Origin of the sequence: Palleronia sp., assembly GCF_042089775.1 — a bacterium.
Classification (GTDB): domain Bacteria; phylum Pseudomonadota; class Alphaproteobacteria; order Rhodobacterales; family Rhodobacteraceae; genus Palleronia.
The window spans coordinates 15,066-32,692 of record NZ_JBELKF010000028.1; the positions used below are offsets into that span (position 1 = coordinate 15,066).

21 protein-coding genes are annotated in these 17,627 nt (G+C 66.0%); 11 read left to right on the forward strand and 10 right to left on the reverse strand.

The window, feature by feature from the left end; translation table 11 throughout:
* Nucleotides 1-42 precede the first annotated feature (42 nt).
* Entirely contained in the window at nucleotides 43-1,422 is a 1,380-nt protein-coding gene (locus ACFDS3_RS09090; RefSeq protein WP_375262033.1) for an aspartate aminotransferase family protein, read from the forward strand.
* Nucleotides 1,423-1,426: 4 nt separating this feature from the next.
* Here ACFDS3_RS09090 and ACFDS3_RS09095 read toward each other — a convergent pair whose 3' ends face one another.
* The 4 genes from ACFDS3_RS09095 to ACFDS3_RS09110 form a co-directional block, all read right to left on the reverse strand.
* Nucleotides 1,427-2,632, reverse strand: a complete 1,206-nt coding sequence (locus tag ACFDS3_RS09095; protein ID WP_375262034.1) for a TCR/Tet family MFS transporter — start codon at nucleotides 2,630-2,632, stop codon at nucleotides 1,427-1,429.
* A 101-nt stretch (nucleotides 2,633-2,733) separates the two neighbouring features.
* Nucleotides 2,734-3,477, reverse strand: coding sequence for an alpha/beta fold hydrolase (locus ACFDS3_RS09100; protein WP_375262035.1), 744 nt, complete (start codon nucleotides 3,475-3,477; stop codon nucleotides 2,734-2,736).
* Nucleotides 3,474-4,442 (reverse strand): threonine/serine dehydratase, encoded by a 969-nt coding sequence (locus ACFDS3_RS09105; RefSeq protein ID WP_375262036.1) that lies wholly within the window; start codon nucleotides 4,440-4,442, stop codon nucleotides 3,474-3,476. Before ACFDS3_RS09105 ends, ACFDS3_RS09100 begins: the two co-directional genes overlap by 4 nt.
* Nucleotides 4,424-5,236, reverse strand: coding sequence for an alpha/beta fold hydrolase (locus ACFDS3_RS09110; RefSeq protein WP_375262037.1), 813 nt, complete (start codon nucleotides 5,234-5,236; stop codon nucleotides 4,424-4,426). Before ACFDS3_RS09110 ends, ACFDS3_RS09105 begins: the two co-directional genes overlap by 19 nt.
* Before the next feature lie 252 nt (nucleotides 5,237-5,488).
* Between ACFDS3_RS09110 and ACFDS3_RS09115 the strand changes: the two genes are divergently transcribed.
* Nucleotides 5,489-5,926, forward strand: a complete 438-nt coding sequence (locus ACFDS3_RS09115; RefSeq protein ID WP_375262038.1) for a peptidylprolyl isomerase — start codon at nucleotides 5,489-5,491, stop codon at nucleotides 5,924-5,926.
* 93 nt (nucleotides 5,927-6,019) lie between these two features.
* Entirely contained in the window at nucleotides 6,020-6,160 is a 141-nt protein-coding gene (locus ACFDS3_RS09120) for a hypothetical protein (RefSeq protein ID WP_375262039.1), read from the forward strand.
* Here ACFDS3_RS09120 and ACFDS3_RS09125 read toward each other — a convergent pair.
* Genes ACFDS3_RS09125 through fabA form a run of 4 tightly spaced genes read right to left on the reverse strand, consistent with a single transcriptional unit; the run spans nucleotide 6,138 to nucleotide 9,180 of the window.
* Complete coding sequence (locus ACFDS3_RS09125) at nucleotides 6,138-6,614, reverse strand: YdcF family protein (RefSeq protein WP_375262040.1); 477 nt, start codon at nucleotides 6,612-6,614, stop codon at nucleotides 6,138-6,140. The genes ACFDS3_RS09120 and ACFDS3_RS09125 overlap by 23 nt on opposite strands.
* A gap of 10 nt (nucleotides 6,615-6,624) precedes the next feature.
* Entirely contained in the window at nucleotides 6,625-7,416 is a 792-nt protein-coding gene (locus ACFDS3_RS09130; RefSeq protein WP_375262041.1) for an enoyl-ACP reductase, read from the reverse strand.
* Between the two features lie 2 nt (nucleotides 7,417-7,418).
* Nucleotides 7,419-8,645, reverse strand: coding sequence for a beta-ketoacyl-ACP synthase I (fabB, locus tag ACFDS3_RS09135; protein ID WP_375262042.1), 1,227 nt, complete (start codon nucleotides 8,643-8,645; stop codon nucleotides 7,419-7,421).
* Between the two features lie 25 nt (nucleotides 8,646-8,670).
* A complete protein-coding gene (fabA, locus tag ACFDS3_RS09140; protein WP_375262043.1) occupies nucleotides 8,671-9,180 on the reverse strand; it encodes a bifunctional 3-hydroxydecanoyl-ACP dehydratase/trans-2-decenoyl-ACP isomerase in 510 nt (169 codons plus the stop codon).
* A 119-nt stretch (nucleotides 9,181-9,299) separates the two neighbouring features.
* Here fabA and irrA point away from each other — a divergent pair, with 119 nt between their 5' ends.
* Nucleotides 9,300-9,737 carry an iron response transcriptional regulator IrrA gene (gene irrA / locus ACFDS3_RS09145; RefSeq protein WP_375262044.1) on the forward strand — a complete coding sequence of 146 codons (438 nt, stop codon included), beginning with the start codon at nucleotides 9,300-9,302 and terminating at the stop codon, nucleotides 9,735-9,737.
* A gap of 3 nt (nucleotides 9,738-9,740) precedes the next feature.
* On the opposite strand, the gene ACFDS3_RS09150 is transcribed toward irrA, so the two are convergent.
* Entirely contained in the window at nucleotides 9,741-10,613 is an 873-nt protein-coding gene (locus tag ACFDS3_RS09150) for a hypothetical protein (protein WP_375262045.1), read from the reverse strand.
* 108 nt (nucleotides 10,614-10,721) lie between these two features.
* On the opposite strand from ACFDS3_RS09150, the gene miaB reads away from it, so the two are divergent.
* The gene (gene miaB / locus ACFDS3_RS09155; RefSeq protein ID WP_375262046.1) at nucleotides 10,722-12,041 is read left to right on the forward strand and encodes a tRNA (N6-isopentenyl adenosine(37)-C2)-methylthiotransferase MiaB; all 1,320 of its coding nucleotides are present in this window, start codon (nucleotides 10,722-10,724) and stop codon (nucleotides 12,039-12,041) included.
* A 12-nt stretch (nucleotides 12,042-12,053) separates the two neighbouring features.
* Here miaB and ACFDS3_RS09160 read toward each other — a convergent pair whose 3' ends face one another.
* Complete coding sequence (locus ACFDS3_RS09160; RefSeq protein WP_375262047.1) at nucleotides 12,054-12,371, reverse strand: hypothetical protein; 318 nt, start codon at nucleotides 12,369-12,371, stop codon at nucleotides 12,054-12,056.
* Between the two features lie 264 nt (nucleotides 12,372-12,635).
* Here ACFDS3_RS09160 and ACFDS3_RS09165 point away from each other — a divergent pair, with 264 nt between their 5' ends.
* From ACFDS3_RS09165 to lnt, 6 genes are all read left to right on the forward strand, one after another.
* On the forward strand, nucleotides 12,636-13,157 hold the full coding sequence (locus tag ACFDS3_RS09165) for an OmpA family protein (protein ID WP_375262062.1): 522 nt from the start codon (nucleotides 12,636-12,638) through the stop codon (nucleotides 13,155-13,157).
* Nucleotides 13,158-13,162: 5 nt separating this feature from the next.
* Entirely contained in the window at nucleotides 13,163-13,459 is a 297-nt protein-coding gene (locus ACFDS3_RS09170; protein ID WP_375262048.1) for a hypothetical protein, read from the forward strand.
* Nucleotides 13,460-13,617: 158 nt separating this feature from the next.
* The gene (locus ACFDS3_RS09175; RefSeq protein WP_375262063.1) at nucleotides 13,618-14,616 is read left to right on the forward strand and encodes a PhoH family protein; all 999 of its coding nucleotides are present in this window, start codon (nucleotides 13,618-13,620) and stop codon (nucleotides 14,614-14,616) included.
* A 34-nt stretch (nucleotides 14,617-14,650) separates the two neighbouring features.
* Nucleotides 14,651-15,130 carry an rRNA maturation RNase YbeY gene (gene ybeY, locus ACFDS3_RS09180; RefSeq protein WP_375262064.1) on the forward strand — a complete coding sequence of 160 codons (480 nt, stop codon included), beginning with the start codon at nucleotides 14,651-14,653 and terminating at the stop codon, nucleotides 15,128-15,130.
* 32 nt (nucleotides 15,131-15,162) lie between these two features.
* Nucleotides 15,163-16,017 (forward strand): CBS domain-containing protein, encoded by an 855-nt coding sequence (locus ACFDS3_RS09185; RefSeq protein ID WP_375262049.1) that lies wholly within the window; start codon nucleotides 15,163-15,165, stop codon nucleotides 16,015-16,017.
* Between the two features lie 69 nt (nucleotides 16,018-16,086).
* Nucleotides 16,087-17,598 (forward strand): apolipoprotein N-acyltransferase, encoded by a 1,512-nt coding sequence (gene lnt, locus ACFDS3_RS09190; protein ID WP_375262050.1) that lies wholly within the window; start codon nucleotides 16,087-16,089, stop codon nucleotides 17,596-17,598.
* Nucleotides 17,599-17,627: the final 29 nt, after the last annotated feature.

Consider the following 17,627-nt stretch of genomic DNA (forward strand, 5'->3'; position numbering starts at 1 on the left):
TGCGCAGGCGTATGCCGGGATCAGACAACCAAGGAGGTCGCGATGGACGAGACGCTGCGCAACGATCAACTGGGACAGTGGGATCGTGAGAGCTTCATGCACCCCTCCACGCATCTGGCACAGCACGCGCGGGGCGAGGCCCAGGGCCGCATCATCCGCACCGGTGAGGGCGTCCATATCGAGGATCGGGACGGCCAGCGCTGGCTCGACGGGTTCGCCGGGCTCTATTGCGTGAACGTGGGCTACGGCCGCCAGGAGATCGCCGAGGCGATCGGAACGCAGGCGAAGGAGCTTGCCTATTACCACGCCTATGTCGGCCACGGCACAGAAGCGTCGATCACGCTGGCCAAGATGGTGATGGACCGCGCGCCCGATCACATGAGCAAGGTCTACTTCGGGCTCTCGGGGTCGGATGCCAACGAGACGAACCTCAAGCTGATCTGGTACTACAACAACATCCGCGGGCTGCCGCAGAAGAAGAAGATCATCTCACGCTGGCGGGGCTATCACGGGTCGGGCCTGATGACGGGCTCGCTGACCGGGCTGCCGCTGTTCCACGAAAAATTCGACCTGCCGCTCAGCCCGATCCTGCACACGACTGCGCCTTACTTCTATCGCCGCGACAATTTCGAGCAGAACGAGGCCGAGTTCGTCGCGCAATGTGTCGCCGACCTTGAAGAGATGATCGAGCGCGAGGGCGCCGATACCATCGCCGCATTCTGGGCCGAGCCGATGCTGGGCACGGGCGGGATCGTTCCCCCTCCGGCCGGATACTGGGACGCGATCCAGCCGATCCTGCGCAAGCACGACATCCTGCTGGTGGCGGACGAGGTCGTGACGGGGTTCGGGCGCCTGGGGACCATGTTCGGGTCCGAGCATTACGGGATGACGCCCGACTTCATCACCATCGCGAAGGGCCTGACGTCCGCCTATGCACCGCTGTCCGGTTCGATCATCAGCGATAAGGTGTGGAAGGTGCTCGAGCAGGGCACGGACGAGAACGGGCCAATTGGCCACGGCTGGACGTACTCGGCCCATCCGATCGGCGCAGCGGCCGGCGTGGCGAACCTGAAGCTGCTGGACGACCTGAAGCTGGTGCAGAATGCCGGCGAGGTTGGAAGCTACCTGAACCGCCGGATGAAGGAAGAACTGGCCGACCATCCCCATGTGGGCGAGGTTCGTGGCGAGGGGATGCTCTGTGCCGTCGAGTTCGTCGAGGACCGCGCGCGCCGCACCTTCTTCGACCCGTCGCGCAAGATCGGCGCCAAGGTCGCGGGCGAGCTGGCCAAGTCTCACGTAATCGGCCGCGCGATGCCGGGCGGCGACATCCTCGGTTTCGCGCCCCCGTTCAGCCTGACGCGGGAGGAGGCCGATCAGATCGTCGAGGCGACCGTGAAGGCCGTCGCAGGCGCGGGGCTGTAAGGCGCTAGGGCCGCATCCTCTTGCGGCCCAGGAAGACCACGACACAAACGATCATGAGCGCCATCGACAGCAAGAACGGCGCGCCGGGCATGTAGAACGGCGCGTTCTCTGCGGTCGAGAGCCAGAAGACCTGGCTCATCACGAGGGGCGAGACGATCATGGCCAGCGCACCGGCGCTGGTCAGCAGCCCCTGCAGCCCACCCTGTGCGTTATCGGGAATCGCGCGGCTCATCATCGCTTGCAGGGCGGGGATCACCACGGCACCGATTGCGGCCAGCGGCGTCAGCATCAGCGCGACACGGCCGGACTCCAGCAGGCCGAGCAGCAGAAACACGCTCGCGTTGAACAAGAGGCCCCACAGCACCGCACCCCGATCACCGAACCAGCGCAGGACGTAGCGGATCAGCCAGCCCTGCACGATGGCGAGCGAGATGCCGAAGAGGCCCAGTGACAGGCCGATGGTGCCGGGACCCCAGCCAAAGCGCTCCTTCGCGAAATAGGCCCAGATGGCGGGATAGACGAAGAAGGCCGTCTGGTAGAGGAAGAACAGGAACGTCAGCCGCCCAACTCTTTCGGTGCGGCCAAGGTCGAGCAGCGTGCTCCACGGATTCGCCCTCTTCCAGTGAAATGGACGGCGGATTGCATCGGTGACCGTTTCGGGCAGGATGAAGAGGCCCAGCAACATGTTGCCTAGAGCCAGTGCCGCAGCGGCCCAGAAAGGTGCGCGCGTGCCGTATTCTGCGAGGATGCCGCCCAGCAGCGGTCCCGCGACGAAGCCCAGCCCAAAGGCGGCCCCGACAAGACCAAAGCGCGCGGCCTTCTGCTCAGGGGTGGAGATGTCGGCGATAAAGGCGGTCGCGACCGACCGGGTGGAGGCGGCTATTCCTCCCATGACGCGCGCGCCCAGAAGCAGCCATACGTTCCCCGCCAACGCCACCACGACATAGTCGAGCGACATGACCGTCAGCGTGATGAGCAAGAGCGGCCTTCGCCCGTACCGATCCGACAGCGCACCCAGAAGCGGGCCGCACAGGAACTGCATCAGCGCATAGACGGTCGAGAAGATGCCCCCCCACACGGCGGCCGAGGCGACGGTGCCGCCCTCGATCTCCTGGATGAGCTGCGGCATGACCGGGATGACCACGCCGATCCCCATCGCGTCGATGGCGAGCGTCATGAAGATGAAGAAAAGGGGCAGGCGCTGGCGCATCGGGACTCCGTGGCTCGGGGGGGTATCGATGGGGTCCTTGCGCGGGTCAACGTGGAAATGGCCGGTATTTGCGGCAGTGCGGTCGTTTTGCCGCGGGCATATCAGACGAAATGCCCGATCCGCGAGAGGAAGTCCGAGATCCGTCGCGATAGATCATCGGGCGCGTCCAAAGCCGCGACGTGCCCCGCGCCACTCAGCAGCGCGATCTCGGCACCGGGGATCAGGCTCGCCGTCTCGCGGGCGAGATCGGGCGGCACCACGCGATCATCGGTGCCGGCGAGGACCAGCGCAGGTAGCCGAAGCGTCGCCGTCGCCGCCATAAGGTCGGTGCCTGCGATTGCAGTGCAAGCACCCCGGTAGCCGCGCGGGTCGCAGCGCAGAAGCCGATCTCGCAGCGGGGCAGGGTCGGCGCGTCGAGGTGCCCAGATCACGGCACGGTTCTTCGCTACGGCCTCCATTCCGCCTCGGGCGACCGCCTCGGCCTCTGCCTGCCACTGCGCGGCTGTCCCGCGCTTGGCCGCGCTGCCGGTCAGGACCAGCGCCCGGACGAGGTTCAGCCGCTTTACCGCCAGCGCCTGGGCGATCATGCCGCCAAGCCCGTGCCCGACGAGGACCGCGTCCTGCACGTCCCGACCGCCCAGCGCCGCCTCGACGTCGCGGACGAGGGCACCCATTGCGTATGGGGGATCTGTCACCTCCGAAGCGCCGTGGCCGCGCAGGTCCACGGCCAGAAGGCGACCGGGCAGGGCGAGGCCGTCCCAGATCGAGGCGTCGAGCCCCTCGCCATGCAGCAGAACGACCGGCGCACCGCGGCCCCGCTCGTGGATCTCCAGCGGGGTCGTCACAGGGTCAGGGCATGGGCCAGCGTTTCGGGATCGGCATTCCCGCCCGAGACGACGACGGTGACCGCGTCGCCCCTGATCTCGTCTCGCCGGAACAGCGCGGCGGCAAGCGATACCGCGCCGCCGGGTTCGGTGACGAGCTTCAGGCGGATCGCCGCAAGGGCCATGGCACGCAGGGCTTCCTCGTCGCTGACCACGAGGCCCGGTCCGGCGAGGCGGTGCAGGATGGGAAAAGTCAGCTCCCCGGGGGCGGGCGTCAGGATCGCGTCGCAGATCGAGCCGCTGACCCGAGGGTTCGTCTCGCGGTGGCCGGATCGCAGCGATCGCGCGGTGTCGTCGAAACCCTCCGGCTCGACCGGACGCACCCGCAAGTCCGGCCGCCGCGCCTCGAGCGCAAGCGCGATTCCCGAAGTCAGGCCGCCTCCGCCGCAGCACACGAGTACGTCGCCGCCGACATCGGCCGGTATTTGTTCGGCCAGCTCCAGCCCCACGGTGCCCTGTCCGGCAATCACTTCGGGATCATCGAAGGGTCTCACGAGGTGCAGGCCTCGTTCGGCCGCCAGCGCATCGCCGATCTCTTCGCGGCTCTCGCCGTTCGCCCGGTCGTAGAGCACCACCTCGGCCCCCAGCGCACGGGTGTTGGCGATCTTCAGCGCCGGCGCGTCGGCGGGCATGACGATCACCGCCTCGCGCCCCTGCAACCGGGCGGCCATGGCGACGCCCTGCGCGTGGTTGCCTGAGGAATAGGCGAGCACGCCTTCACCGGGCGCGAGGACCGACAGCGCCGACAGCGCGCCACGGAACTTGAAGCTGCCGGTGACCTGCAGCGGCTCGGCTTTCACGAAGACCCGCCGCCCGGCGATCTCGTCCAGGAACGGCGAGGTCAGCACCGGGGTGACACGCGCCAGCCCACGGATACGCTCTCGCGCGGCTTCGATCCGGTCGATGTTCACAGATGGTCTCTCCATTCTGCGACGGCGCGCAGGGCCTCGGGCTCGTCAAGGAACGGGACATGCCCGCGATCGGGCACTTCGGCGAAGATCATGTCGGGCCGCCGCGCCTGCATGGCCGCGACGGTCTCGGGCGCCAGAAGATCCGAATTCGCGCCGCGAATGCAGGCCAGCGGCAAGCCTGCCGTCGCGTCGAACAGCGGCCAGAGGTCGGGCGCGGCCCCGTCGCCCTCCAGCGTGCGGGCAAGTGCGGGGTCGTAGGTGATGACGAGGCCGTCGGGCGTTTCCTCGTAATGCTTCATCACCTCTTCGCGCCAACGACTCTCGGGCACGTTGGCAAAGCCAGGCAGCAGCGCGGCGCGACCCGCGAGCGCTTCTTCATGAGTGCGGGCCGCGGGATTGCGGCCGACGTAGCCGCGGATGGCCTTGAGGCCCGCGGGCGCGATTTCGGGGCCGATGTCGTTCAGGCAGATGCCGGTCAGTCGCTCCTGCGCGGTGGCGGCAAGGAGCATCGCGATGAGCCCGCCGCGGGAGGTGCCGATGATGGCGGCGCGCTCGATCCCGAGGTGATCGAGCAGTTCCAGCGCATCGCGCCCCTCGATCTGGATGTTGTAGGTCGCTGGGTCGGCCCAGTCGGACTTGCCCCGCCCACGGTAGTCGAGCGCGATCATCCGCGCGTCCGACAGGTGCGGCGCAAGGTAGTCAAAATCGCGGGCGGTGCGGGTCAGGCCCGACAGGCACAGGATCGGCTGGCCGGTCCCGCGCTCTTCGTAGTGCAGGCGCAGCCCATCGGAGGTGGTGAAGTCAGGCATCGGCGACCTCGAAACGGTGTGTGTGGCAGAGCGCTTCGCGGCTCCGCACGGGACCGTCGCATGAGGGCGAGGGGCGCACAAGATCAGTGTTTCACGGGGAAAACGGCCAGAAAATCGTGCGTTTCCCCAGAAAATCGCCCCGCTACGGTTGAGACATGGGGCTGGTTGCCCCATGTCGAAGAGGTCTCACCGAGCACCCGCCGAGACTGGCGGCCTCGACAAACTCGTATTTCCAACATGGAAGGATTCGACATGAGCCAGGCAAAGGCAGGCGACACCGTACGTATGCATTATTCCGGCAGCCTCGCTGACGGGACGCAATTCGACAGCTCCAAGGGCCGTGATCCGCTGGAGTTCCAGCTCGGCTCCGGCCAGATCATCCCCGGCCTCGACAACGCGCTTCAGGGCATGGCCGAGGGTGACACAAAGCAGGTCGTGGTCGAGCCGGCCGAAGCCTATGGCGACCGTGATCCGGCCCGCATCCAAGCTGTTCCGCGCGAGCAGATCCCGGACCACATCCCGGTCGATCCCGGCACGCAGCTGCAGATGCAGACGCCCGACGGCCAGACGCTGCCCGTCATGGTGACCGACGCAAACGACGCCGAAGTGACCCTTGACGCGAACCATCCGCTCGCTGGTCAGCAGCTGACCTTCGACGTGGAACTGGTCGAGATCAAGGAAGCCAGCTGAACCAGCTGCGCCTTATGAAAACATGGTGCATCGCCCCGGCGGTGCACCTTTTTCTTTCCCGGTGCCGGGACCATCCAAAGCGAAGGACAGAACGTGTCCGACCTGAAAGAGCGCCTCGCCGAAATCTGGGAGCGGCTGAACCCCTCTGAGCCGAGCCCCACCTATCTGATGAAGCTGATGGCGTTCATGATCGGCGCCTTCGTTTTCGGCCTCATCGTCGGAAATATCCGCTGAACCAGATCGCCGCGTAGGCGACGTTTCCCACGGCCTCGCGTGCCCATGCCCGCGCGGCGACCGAGCGACGGGGTGCCGGTCGTGCGCGATGCGCAGAGGCGAGGCTGACGACGGGCCCCTGGGACCGGAACGCGATCCAGACACGCGCGAGGTGGTAGCGATCCGAGACGGCAGTGATCCGTGCGTCGGGCGAAACCATGCCGGCGACGTGTTCTGCGGTTTCTATCGTGCGGGTGGCGCGGCGTTCCAGGTCGATCGCCGCTGGGGGCACACCGCTGGCGATCAGCAGTCCCGCCATTACGTCCGCCTCAGCAGGGGGATGCCGTCCCACGCCCCCGGACGGGATCACCCGGTCGAACCCGCCCGTCGCCCAGAGCTCTGCCGCAGCCGCGCAACGGCGCCGCAGGGTGGGGGAGGGGGCGCCGCCAGTCCAGACGGCGGCGCCGAGGATCACGAGGACCCGCTCAGGCCTGGATGTTGTCGACCTGTGGCATTCCGAGAACATGGAACCCTCCGTCCACGTGGAGGATCTCGCCGCTGGTGCAGGCCCCGCCGTCCGAGGCGAGGTAGACCGCCGTGGCGCCGATCGCCTCGAGCGTCGCGTTGGCACGCAGGGGGGCGTTCTTTTCGGTGAACTTGAAGGTCTTGCGCGCGCCGCCGATCGCCGCACCAGCCAGCGTCTTCATCGGGCCAGGCGAGATCGCGTTCACGCGAATGCCGTCGGGGCCGAGGTCGTTCGCTAGGTACCGCACCGCCGATTCGAGCGCGGCCTTGGCGACGCCCATGACATTGTAGAACGGCGTGACCTTGTTCGAGCCCTGGTAGGTCATCGTCAGGATCGTGCCGCCCTCGGTCATCATCTGCGAGGCGCGCTTCGACACATCTATCAGGCTGTAGCACGAGATCGACAGCGAGTTGCGGAAGTTCTCGCGCGTGGTGTCGATGATGCGGCCGGTAAGCTCGTTCTTGTCGGAATAGGCGATGGCGTGGATGACGCAGTCCAGCCGGTCCCACCGTTCCTGCAGGGCGGCGAAGGCGGCGTCCATGCTGGCGTCGTCGGAGACGTCGGCCGGGATCAGGATATCGCTGCCGACGCTTTCCGCCAGCGGCTGCACGCGCTTCAGCAGATGGTCGGACTGGTAAGTGAAGGCAAGCTCGGCCCCGGCTTCGGCCATGGCCTTGGCGCAGCCCCACGCAATGGAGCGCTCATTCGCAACGCCCATCACGAGCACGCGTTTGCCGTCTAATGCCCCCATGGTCAATCCTTCCACTTGGTCAGCAACATCGACCCGTTGGTCCCGCCGAAGCCGAACGAATTGGTCATCACCGTGTCGAGGCCCGCATTCTCGACCAAAGATGTTGCGATCTCGCCCTCGCGGATCGCGGGGTCGAGCGTTTCCACGTTGATCGAGGGGGCGATGAAGTCGTGCTGCAGCATCAGCAGGCAGTAGACGGCCTCCTGGGCGCCGGTCGCGCCCTGGCTGTGCCCCGTCATCGACTTGGTCGAGCTGATCGGCGGGGTCGAACCCTCGCCGAAGACGCGGCGCACCGCCTCGACCTCGCCCACGTCGCCAACCGGCGTCGAGGTGCCGTGTGCGTTGATGTAGCCGATGCGGGATGGATCCATGTCGCGCAGGGCGCGGCGCATGGCGCGCTCGCCGCCCTCGCCCGAGGGGGCGACCATGTCGTGACCGTCGCTGGTCGCGCCGAAGCCGGTGACCTCGGCATAGATCTTGGCGCCGCGGGCCTGTGCGTGTTCCAGCGACTCCAGCACGACAATGCCGCCGCCGCCCGCGATCACGAAGCCGTCGCGGTCCTTGTCGAAGGCCCGCGACGCCTTCTCGGGCGCGTCGTTGAACTTGGAGGACATCGCCCCCATCGCGTCGAAGAGGCAGGACAACGTCCAGTCGAGCTCTTCGCCGCCGCCGGCAAACATCACGTCCTGCTCGCCCAGCTGGATCTGCTGCGCGGCCATGCCGATGCAGTGCAGCGAGGTGGAGCAGGCGGAGGTGATCGAGAAGTTCATTCCCTTGATCTTGAACGCCGTCGAAAGGTTCGCGCTGACGGTCGAGGACATGGCCTTCGGCACCGCGAAGGGTCCGATCCGCTTGGGGCTGCCCTTCTCCTCGACGATCTTGTGCGCCTCGTAGAGCGCGCTCGTCGACGGCCCGCCCGATCCGGCGATCAGGCCGGTGGAAGGATTCGACACGACCTCGTCGGGCAGCCCGGCATCCGCGATGGCCTGTTGCATCGCGATATGCGCATAGGCCGACCCGGGCCCCATGAAGCGCAGGGTCCGCTTTTCCACGTGCTCGGACGGGTCGATCTTGAGCGTTCCGGCAACGCGGCTGCGAAAGCCGTGCTCGGCCATCTCTTCCGAGGCCTGGATGCCCGAACGGCCCGCTTTCAGGGCCTGTGCGACTTCCTCGGCCGAATTCCCGATGGGTGATACGATCCCGAGGCCTGTAACCACGACGCGGCGCATGGGTCTCTCCCTATTCCAGTTGCGGTCAGCTCTCGGAGAGAGCGACCTTCATGTCCTTGACCTGATAGATCAGCTCTCCATCGGCGTGAACTGTTCCATCGGCAACGCCCATCGTCAGGCGGCGCGTCTGCACGGCCTTCGTAAAATCGACGTTGTAGGTCAGCATCTTGCGGTCCGGACGGACCATGCCGGTCAGCTTTACCTCGCCCACGCCGAGCGCATAGCCGCGCCCCTGCCAGCCGCGCCAGCCAAGGTTGAAGCCGGTCAGCTGCCACAGCCCGTCTAGGCCGAGGCATCCTGGCATGATCGGGTTTCCGGGGAAGTGGCACTCGAAGAACCACAGGTCCGGCGAGATGTCGAACTCGGCCACGACGTGGCCTTTCCCGTGCGACCCGCCGTCGCCCGAGATCTCGGTGATGCGGTCCATCATCAGCATCGGCGGCATGGGAAGCTGGGCGTTTCCCTGGCCGAAGAGTTCGCCCTTCGCGCAGCGGATAAGGTCCTCGCGGTCAAAGGATGTCGGGTAGTCGGCCATGCGTTGCCCTCCTGGCGGCGTGCTCACATCTGGGCGAGGCCTCTATCAGAGCCGTCGCAAACGGTACAAGGCACGTGATAGATTGAAACGCCCCCGGGTTAAGGGCTATATAGGCGGAAATGGCTAATATCGACACGCACATAGACGACGCGAAGATCGCCCTTGGCCGCCAATGGCTGGCGACGGCGGAGCTTCGCCCGACGAAACAGCGCCTCTCGCTCGCCGCTCTGCTCGTGGGCGACGGAGAGGACCGGCACGTCACGGCCGAAGCGCTTTACGCCGCCAGCCGCGCAGCGGGCGAGGCGGTGTCGCTTGCGACCGTGTACAACACCCTGCGCGCCTTCTGCGGCGCGGGGCTGATGCAGGAAGTCCACGTCGAGGGCGCGAAAAGCTACTTCGACACCCGGATCGAGGACCACCCCCACTTCCTCTTCGAAGAGGACGGGCGGCTCGAGGATGCCTCTCCGCAGGAGTTGAAGATCGAACGTCTGCCGCAGGCCCCCGAGGGGCACGAAGTCGCCTCGGTGGACGTGATCATCCGCCTGCGCAAGGCCTGAGCCTCAGAACCACTGACCGGGCTCCATCAGCCCCAGGTCCAGAAGCTGCTGCGAGTGCCACTCGAACGGGACGGACCGATACCACATGAAGGTGTTGATGGCGTCCCGGGATCCGGCGTTGCGCATCATTGCCTTGGCTGCTCGGAACGAGCAGATCGTGGCGGTCAGGTTGTGGTGCCACGGGCAGGCGAAGGTGTTGTATTCCGGTTCGCTGAATGTGTGATCGTCGTGCAGGTCCACACCGGGCGCCGCACGGAACAGGCCGATCCGATCGATACGTCGCCGCTGAGGCGGGACGTGCTCTTCGAATCGCCAGCGCAATCCGCCGAAGAAATTGAGCTGCCGATCCAGCGGATGTTTGCGATTCGCGGGATCTAGCCGCGCCTCGGCGAAATAGCCCGACGCATCCAGGTGCGCCTGACTGCGGTCGGCTGCTCCGTCGCCCTTGGGATCGTCAGTGTATAGGTCGACCACGTAGGTCAGCATTGCCTGGCGCCGCTCCTCGGTGTGGAAGGCGAGCATTTCCCCCACGGTCCGCGTCTCGCAAAAGGGGAAGAATAGGTACTCCGCGTTGAAACAGTAGTGCATCCACAGGCCCGGCGCCTTCCGAGCGACCGCGTTGACGGCCGCGGGGGCGGCGCCGGGTGCGGCGTTGCGCCAGCCCACGCGAACCATCGTCACGCCTTGCGGAGGAGACAGCGGTACCGCTTCGGGCACCATCGCGACGATCGTGGCAAAGCCGATCCGCGCCATGTGGTCCAGCGAGGACTGTGCCTCAACCTCGTCCTCAACCAGAAGAATAGCGAGCGGTCCGTCGCTGAAGGTTATGGTTGATTTCTCGAGGGCCGCGAGGCTACTATAGGTGTCTGTGGTCATCGTCGACGCGGTTTGCCCTTTCGGAACGCTGCTTGGCAAGAGTTGCCCTTGGTTGCGACAGTCGTCGTGCCGCGTTAGATGCGTGGCTCGCACAGTGGGGGACCCGCCATGACCGCGCGCAAGAAGCTCTACATCAAGACTTATGGCTGTCAGATGAACGTCTACGACAGCGAGCGCATGGCCGAGGCGCTGGGCGGGTCAGGTTATGTCGAGACGGACACGCCCGACGACGCCGACATGATCCTGCTGAACACCTGCCACATCCGCGAGAAGGCCGCCGAAAAGGTCTATTCCGAGCTGGGGCGCTTTCGTGAGCTGAAGGATGCGCGCCCTGATCTGAAGATCGGCGTGGCGGGTTGCGTCGCCCAGGCCGAGGGGCAGGAGATCCTGCGCCGCCAGCCGATGGTCGACCTCGTGGTGGGGCCGCAGAGCTACCACCGCCTGCCCGAGATGGAGGCGAAGGCGGGCCGGGGGGTCAAGGCGCTCGACACCGACTTTCCCGAAGAGGACAAGTTCGAGCGGCTGAAGTCCCGCCCCAAGGCGAGCCGCGGCCCGACGGCCTTTCTGACGGTGCAGGAAGGCTGCGACAAGTTCTGCGCCTTCTGCGTGGTGCCCTATACCCGCGGGGCCGAGGTCTCGCGCCCTACGGACCGGGTTCTGGCCGAAGCGCGCGACTTGGTCGAGCGTGGCGTGCGCGAGATCACCTTGCTGGGCCAGAACGTGAACGCCTACCACGGCGACGGTGCGGGCGGCGAATGGACCCTTGCCCGGCTGATCCGCGAGCTCGCAAAGATCGACGGGCTCGAGCGCATCCGCTTTACCACCAGCCACCCCAACGACATGGACGACGACCTGATCGCCGCCCATGGCGAGGTGGACAAGCTGATGCCTTACCTGCACCTGCCGGTGCAATCCGGCAGCGACCGGGTCCTGAAGGCGATGAACCGCAAGCACACCGCCGAAAGCTATCTGCGCCTGATCGAGCGTATTCGCGCCACGCGGCCCGACATCCTGATCTCGGGCGATTTCATCGTCGGCTTCCCGGGCGAGACCGAAGAGGACTTCGCCCAGACCATGGCGCTGGTCGAGGCGGTCGAATACGGCCAGTGCTACTCGTTCAAGTATTCCACCCGCCCCGGCACGCCCGCGGCCGAGCGCGCGCAGGTGGACGAGGCCGCCAAGGATGACCGCCTTCAGCGGCTGCAGGGGCTTCTTCGGTCGCAACAGCAAATGGTGCAGGACCGGATGGTGGGCCGCGAGGTCCGGGTCCTGTTCGAAAAGCCCGGACGCGAGGTCGGACAGATGGTTGGAAAGTCCGACCACCTGCATTCTGTCTTTGTCGAGGCCGAAGGGATCGCTCCTGGCGACCTGCGCCGCGTGCGTATCACGCGCAGCGCGTCGAATTCGCTGGCGGGAACGTTGGTCTGAGCGGTCGTCGCCTCAGCGGCGCGGCGAATTGGCGATGATGGCCTCGGTCGTGGCTTTCAGGCCGTCGGCATTGTTCACGAGGCTCCCATCCTTGCAGACGCGATTGGCGATCGCGCTGGCCCTTTCGAACGAATAGCCGATGCCGACCAAGCTATCGACGAAGACGGCGTTCGGGTGGTCCCAGATGATCTGTTGCCACGGGCCGCGGAAGCAGCTCACAACCACGCGTGGGGCGTACTGGGTCGGGACGTAGCCATGAGTGCCGGCGCCAGCAACGGCAGGTGCGGCCAGTCCGGATGCGACCAGGGCGGCCGCGGCAAGGCGAATCATGTGTGTCCTCCTGATAATTCGTTAGCCTATACGCTAGGCAGAATGATTGGTGCGAGCATCATGGCGTTTCATAGAGTTCGGTAGCGCACCGTTTCCGGAGAGGCTCGAATAACCTCTGCTTCGTGGCCGGATCGGGAATGTCCTTCCTTTGTGCATCAATCTTGTTAACTATTTAATCCGTAAAAAGCGCAATGCCGGCGCATCAAGTCGGCAGATCTTTCGAAGGAGACAGTGGTGGCAGTCAGCATTTCCGGTCTGTTCCGCATGGTCCTTGCCACGGCACTTGTCGTCGGGGGAATGAGTTCCGTGCCAGACAACGCCCGCGCGCAAGAGCGCGCGGTCGGCACGATCTGGATCGATCCCGACGGGTGCGAACACTGGGTCCGTGACGACGGGTGGGAGGGCTATGGCTCGAACCGTCTGACGCGGCAGGGCACGCCCGTCTGCCACAAGGTCGAAACCTGCGGCGTGATGAGTGCCGACGTGCTCTTTGCGACCGACAGCTACCGCGTCAGCCCTCAGGGGCGGGATTATCTTGCGGACTTCTTCGGGCGGACCGACGCGCGGGCTTTCACCATCATCGGTCATACCGACAGCCGGGCGAGCGACGAGTACAACATCCGTCTCAGCCAAAACCGGGCCAACGCCGTTGCCCGTCTGGCCGCGGGCATGGGCAAATCGATCAACGATGTGCGCGGCTATGGCGAGCGCCGGCCCGTCGCCTCGAACCAGACCGCGGCCGGTATGCAGCGCAACCGCCGCGTCGAAATTATCTGCATCCGGTGAGCCTCATGAAAACGCTTCCTCTTATCTTCCTCGCCGGTGCTACGCTGCTGTCGGCCTGCGGCACCAAGACTGACCAGACCGTCGATCGGTTCGTCGACACCAAGAGCCTCAGCAACCTTACGAGGACGCCCGGGATCTGGGTGGATGGCGACGGGTGCGAGCATTGGGCCATCGATGACGGCATCGAGGGCTACCAGATGAACCGGCTCGATAAGTACGGAAAGCCGATCTGCGGTCGTCTGCAGCCCTTCACGCTTTACGGGCCCGACGGGGCCGGCTCGCCGGTGGCCGACCCGATCTGATCGCCAACGCGCACGAGGCTGCGCCGGGGGCGCCGACGCGGCCTTTTCCGGTTATCGCGGTGCGCCGCCCCTTGTCAGGGCGGGGTTGAGGGGCCACGATATGTCCATAGCCGCCGTGCACCAGGAGATAGATCCGCTTGGCCCAATCCCCCAGCTCGCTGCCCCCGCTGGACCATACGCAATCGCATCCCACCGAAACCTCGGTCGAGTTTCCCGACAACCGTCTGCTGATCGACCTTTGCGGCGTCGGCGACGCGCACCTCGTTCAGATCGAAAGCCATCTGGGCGTACAGATCTTCCGCCGTGGCAATCACCTGACGCTGATCGGCGATCCCGACACGCGGGATCGGGCGGCTGAGGTTCTGACGGCGCTTTACGGGCGGCTCGAGGCGGGGCGCGACGTGGAGCCAGCCGATATCGACGCCGAAATCCGCATGGGCGGCGCGGCCTCTTCTGACGAAGAGGCACGAGACGGCGACCAGATGGAGCTGTTCCAGGGCGGCAAGATCGAGATCCGCACCAAGAAGAAGCTGGTCGAGCCGCGGACCGACGCCCAGAAGGCCTATGTCGCCTCGCTGTTCCAGCATGAACTGGCGTTCGGGATCGGCCCGGCAGGCACCGGCAAGACCTATCTTGCCGTCGCCGTGGGCGTGAATCTGTTCATCCAGGGCGAGGTCGATCGAATCATCCTGTGCCGTCCCGCCGTCGAGGCGGGCGAACGGCTGGGTTTCCTGCCGGGCACGCAGGAAGAGAAGGTCGATCCCTACATGCAGCCGCTCTATGACGCGCTGAACGATTTTCTGCCTGCGAAGATGCAGCAGAAGCTGAAGGAAGAGAAGAAGATCGAGATCGCGCCGCTCGCCTTCATGCGTGGCCGGACGCTGGCCAATGCCTTCGTCGTGCTCGACGAAGCGCAGAACGCCACCGCGATGCAGATGAAGATGTTCCTGACCCGCCTTGGCGAAGGCAGCCGCATGGTGATCACCGGCGACCGCAGCCAAGTGGACCTGCCGCGGGGCCAGGTCTCGGGGCTGGCGGATGCCGAGCGGCTGCTGACCGGCATCGAAAAGATCTCGTTCAACTACTTCACCTCGCGCGACGTGGTCCGCCATCCGCTGGTCGCGAAGATCATCGAGGCCTACGAGGCCGACGAGTGACTGGCCGGGCTGCTCTTCCGGGATGAGCGCGGATCTGGATGTGGATGTAGTCGTCGAGGACGACCGGTGGGATGCGCTCGACCTCGAAACGCTGGCCGTGCGGGCTGTCGAGGCGACGCTCGCGCATCGCGGACTGTCGGGGGGCGAGGTCGTGATCCTTGCCTGCGACGACGCCCGGATTGCCGAGCTCAACGCGGATTTCCGGGGCAAGCCGAAGCCGACCAACGTGCTGTCTTGGCCCTCCGAAGAGCTTGGGGCGGAAGAAGACGGGGGCGAGCCGTTTTCGCCCGAGAACGACGCCTACGGCGACATTGCGATCGCATGGGAAACCTGCGAGGCCGAGGCCGCGGCCGCCGACATCCCAATGGCAGACCATGTCACCCACCTCATTGTCCATGCGGTGCTGCACCTTCTGGGCCATGATCACGAGCGCGACGGCGATGCGGCGCTTATGGAGGGTCGTGAGATCGAAATTCTTGCACAAATGGGGTTGGCGAACCCATATACTCGCTAAGCGGCCATCAAGGCCTGAAAATGGAAGGTGACATGTCGCACGCCGACACCGACGCCGGGGCAGACCGCGATCCCGGCGACATAGAAGACGACAGTAGCGAACGCGGGTTTTTCGGGCGTCTCTTCACGGCATTCTCTCCGCCGGAAGAGGCCGAGGGCGACAGCGGAGAGCGCCATGCGTCACGCATGCCGCCGGACCTTCTGAACCTGTCGCGGATGCGGGTGGCGGACGTGGCCATTCCCACGGTTGAGATCGTTTCGGTCCCCATCGACATCTCGTGGGAGGACCTCGTCGAGACGTTCCGCGAAAGCGGGCTTACCCGGCTTCCCGTCTATGACGGGACCCTCGACCATCCCAAGGGCATGATCCACCTCAAGGACTTTGCGCTGCGCCACGGTTTCGGACACGAAGCGACGTTCGACTTGGCTCGCATGTTGCGGCCGGTGATCTACGCGCCTCCGTCGATGCCGATCGGCGTGCTCTTGCAGCGGATGCAGAGCGAGCGGACCCACATGGCGCTGGTCATCGACGAATATGGCGGCGTGGATGGGCTGGTCACGATCGAGGATCTGATCGAGCAGGTGATTGGCCAGATTGAGGACGAGCACGACGAGGACGAGGACAAGCTCTTCCTCGAAGAGAAGTCCGGCGTCTGGCTCGCGCAGGCCCGCACACCGCTGGCCGAGTTCGAGGACGCCACCGGGACGAGTTTCACCGACGATGACGAGGACGAAGAGATCGACACGCTCGGCGGTCTGGTCGTTGTTCTGACGGGCCGGGTGCCTGCGCGGGGGGAGGTCGTCGCGCACCCCTCGGGGGCCGAGATCGAGGTCGTCGACGCCGATCCGCGCCGGCTGAAACGCCTGCGCGTCCACCTTCCGGCCTAAGCGAACGGACCCTTGTTCCGCGCCGGGCGGCGCAGTAAGCGGCGCGCAACTGATCCGGTGGAGATCGCGATGACGGCTGTTTCGCTCGACAGCGGGCGGGGGGATGCCCTTGCCCGGCCGAAGGTTCGGCTGGCGCTCGCCGCCCTAGCCGGAATTGGCACGGCGTTGGGACAGGCGCCGTTCCACCTCGCACCTCTCGCGTTGCTTGCTCTGGGGATGGCTGGCTGGCTCTGCCGGTCGGCGCCTGACGCTCGAAGGGCCGCCTGGATCGGCTTTGCTGCCGGCACGGGGTATTTCGCCGTCACGCTCCACTGGATCGTCGAGCCGTTCCTCGTCGACGTCGCCCGACATGGGTGGATGGCGCCCTTCGCGCTGGTCTTCTCGGCCACGGGGTTTGCGCTGTTCTGGGCGCTGGCCTTCTGGGTCGCGCGCCGTCTTGCGGTCGGCGGGTGGCGCTTTGCGTTGGCTTTTGGCGCGGCGCTGGCCGGAGGAGAGGCTCTGCGGTCGCTGATCCTGACCGGCTTTCCGTGGGTCCTGATCGGGTACATCTGGTCCGAGGGGCCCGTCGCGCAGGCCGCGGCGTTCGTGGGGCCGTTCGGACTGACGCTCGCGACCACGCTTGTTGCGGGCCTTCTCGCGTCGATCGGGCCGCGGCCGTTGGCGGTGCTGATGGGCGCGGCGATCTGGGGTGGAGCAGTGCTGACCTTTGGGATGCGACCAGCCGCGCCGGCGCCGCAGCCGGACGCGCCAGTCCTGCGCCTCGTCCAGCCGAACGCACCGCAGCACCTGAAGTGGGACCCCGAATACACGCAGATGTTCTTCGAGCGCGCTCTGGACCTGACGGCCGCGCCCGGTTCGCCGGATCTGGTCCTGTGGCCGGAAACGTCGGTGCCCTACCTGATCGAGCCGGGCCATCCCGTGCTGGACATACTCGCACAGGCAGCCGGCGGCGTGCCGTTGGCCGTGGGCGGGCAAAGGGCCGAGGGCAGTCACTACTTCAACAGCCTGATCTCGATCACCGCTGACGGTGAGATCCGGGACATCTACGACAAGCACCACCTTGTCCCCTTCGGTGAGTACGTGCCCTTCGGCGACCTTGTCGGCCGAGTCGGCATCCGCGGACTGGCGCAGGGGGAGTTCGGTTATTCTCCGGGACCGGGGCAGCGGCTCGTCGATCTGGGGCCGCTGGGGCAGGTTCTGCCGCTGATTTGCTACGAGGCGATTTTTCCCGAAGAGGTCGGGGCAGTAGAGCCGCGGGCCGACTGGATGCTGCAGATCACCAACGACGCCTGGTTCGGCACATTTGCCGGACCGCAGCAGCATCTTGCGATCACCCGGATGCGTGCGATCGAGCAGGGGCTGCCGCTGGTTCGCGTGGCCAACACGGGAATTTCAGCCGTCATTACCGCGACCGGGCAAATCACGGCCGAACTGGGACTGGGCGAGGCAGGATATCTCGACGCGGCGCTGCCACCGGCCCTGGCGCCGACGCCCTACGCAAGGATCGGAGACTGGCCAGCCTTCGTGCTGATCTTGCTGCTTTTGTCGGGAACGTTCGCATTGCGTGTAAAATCGCCTTGATCGCACGCGCGCCGCTCGCTACGGCGCAT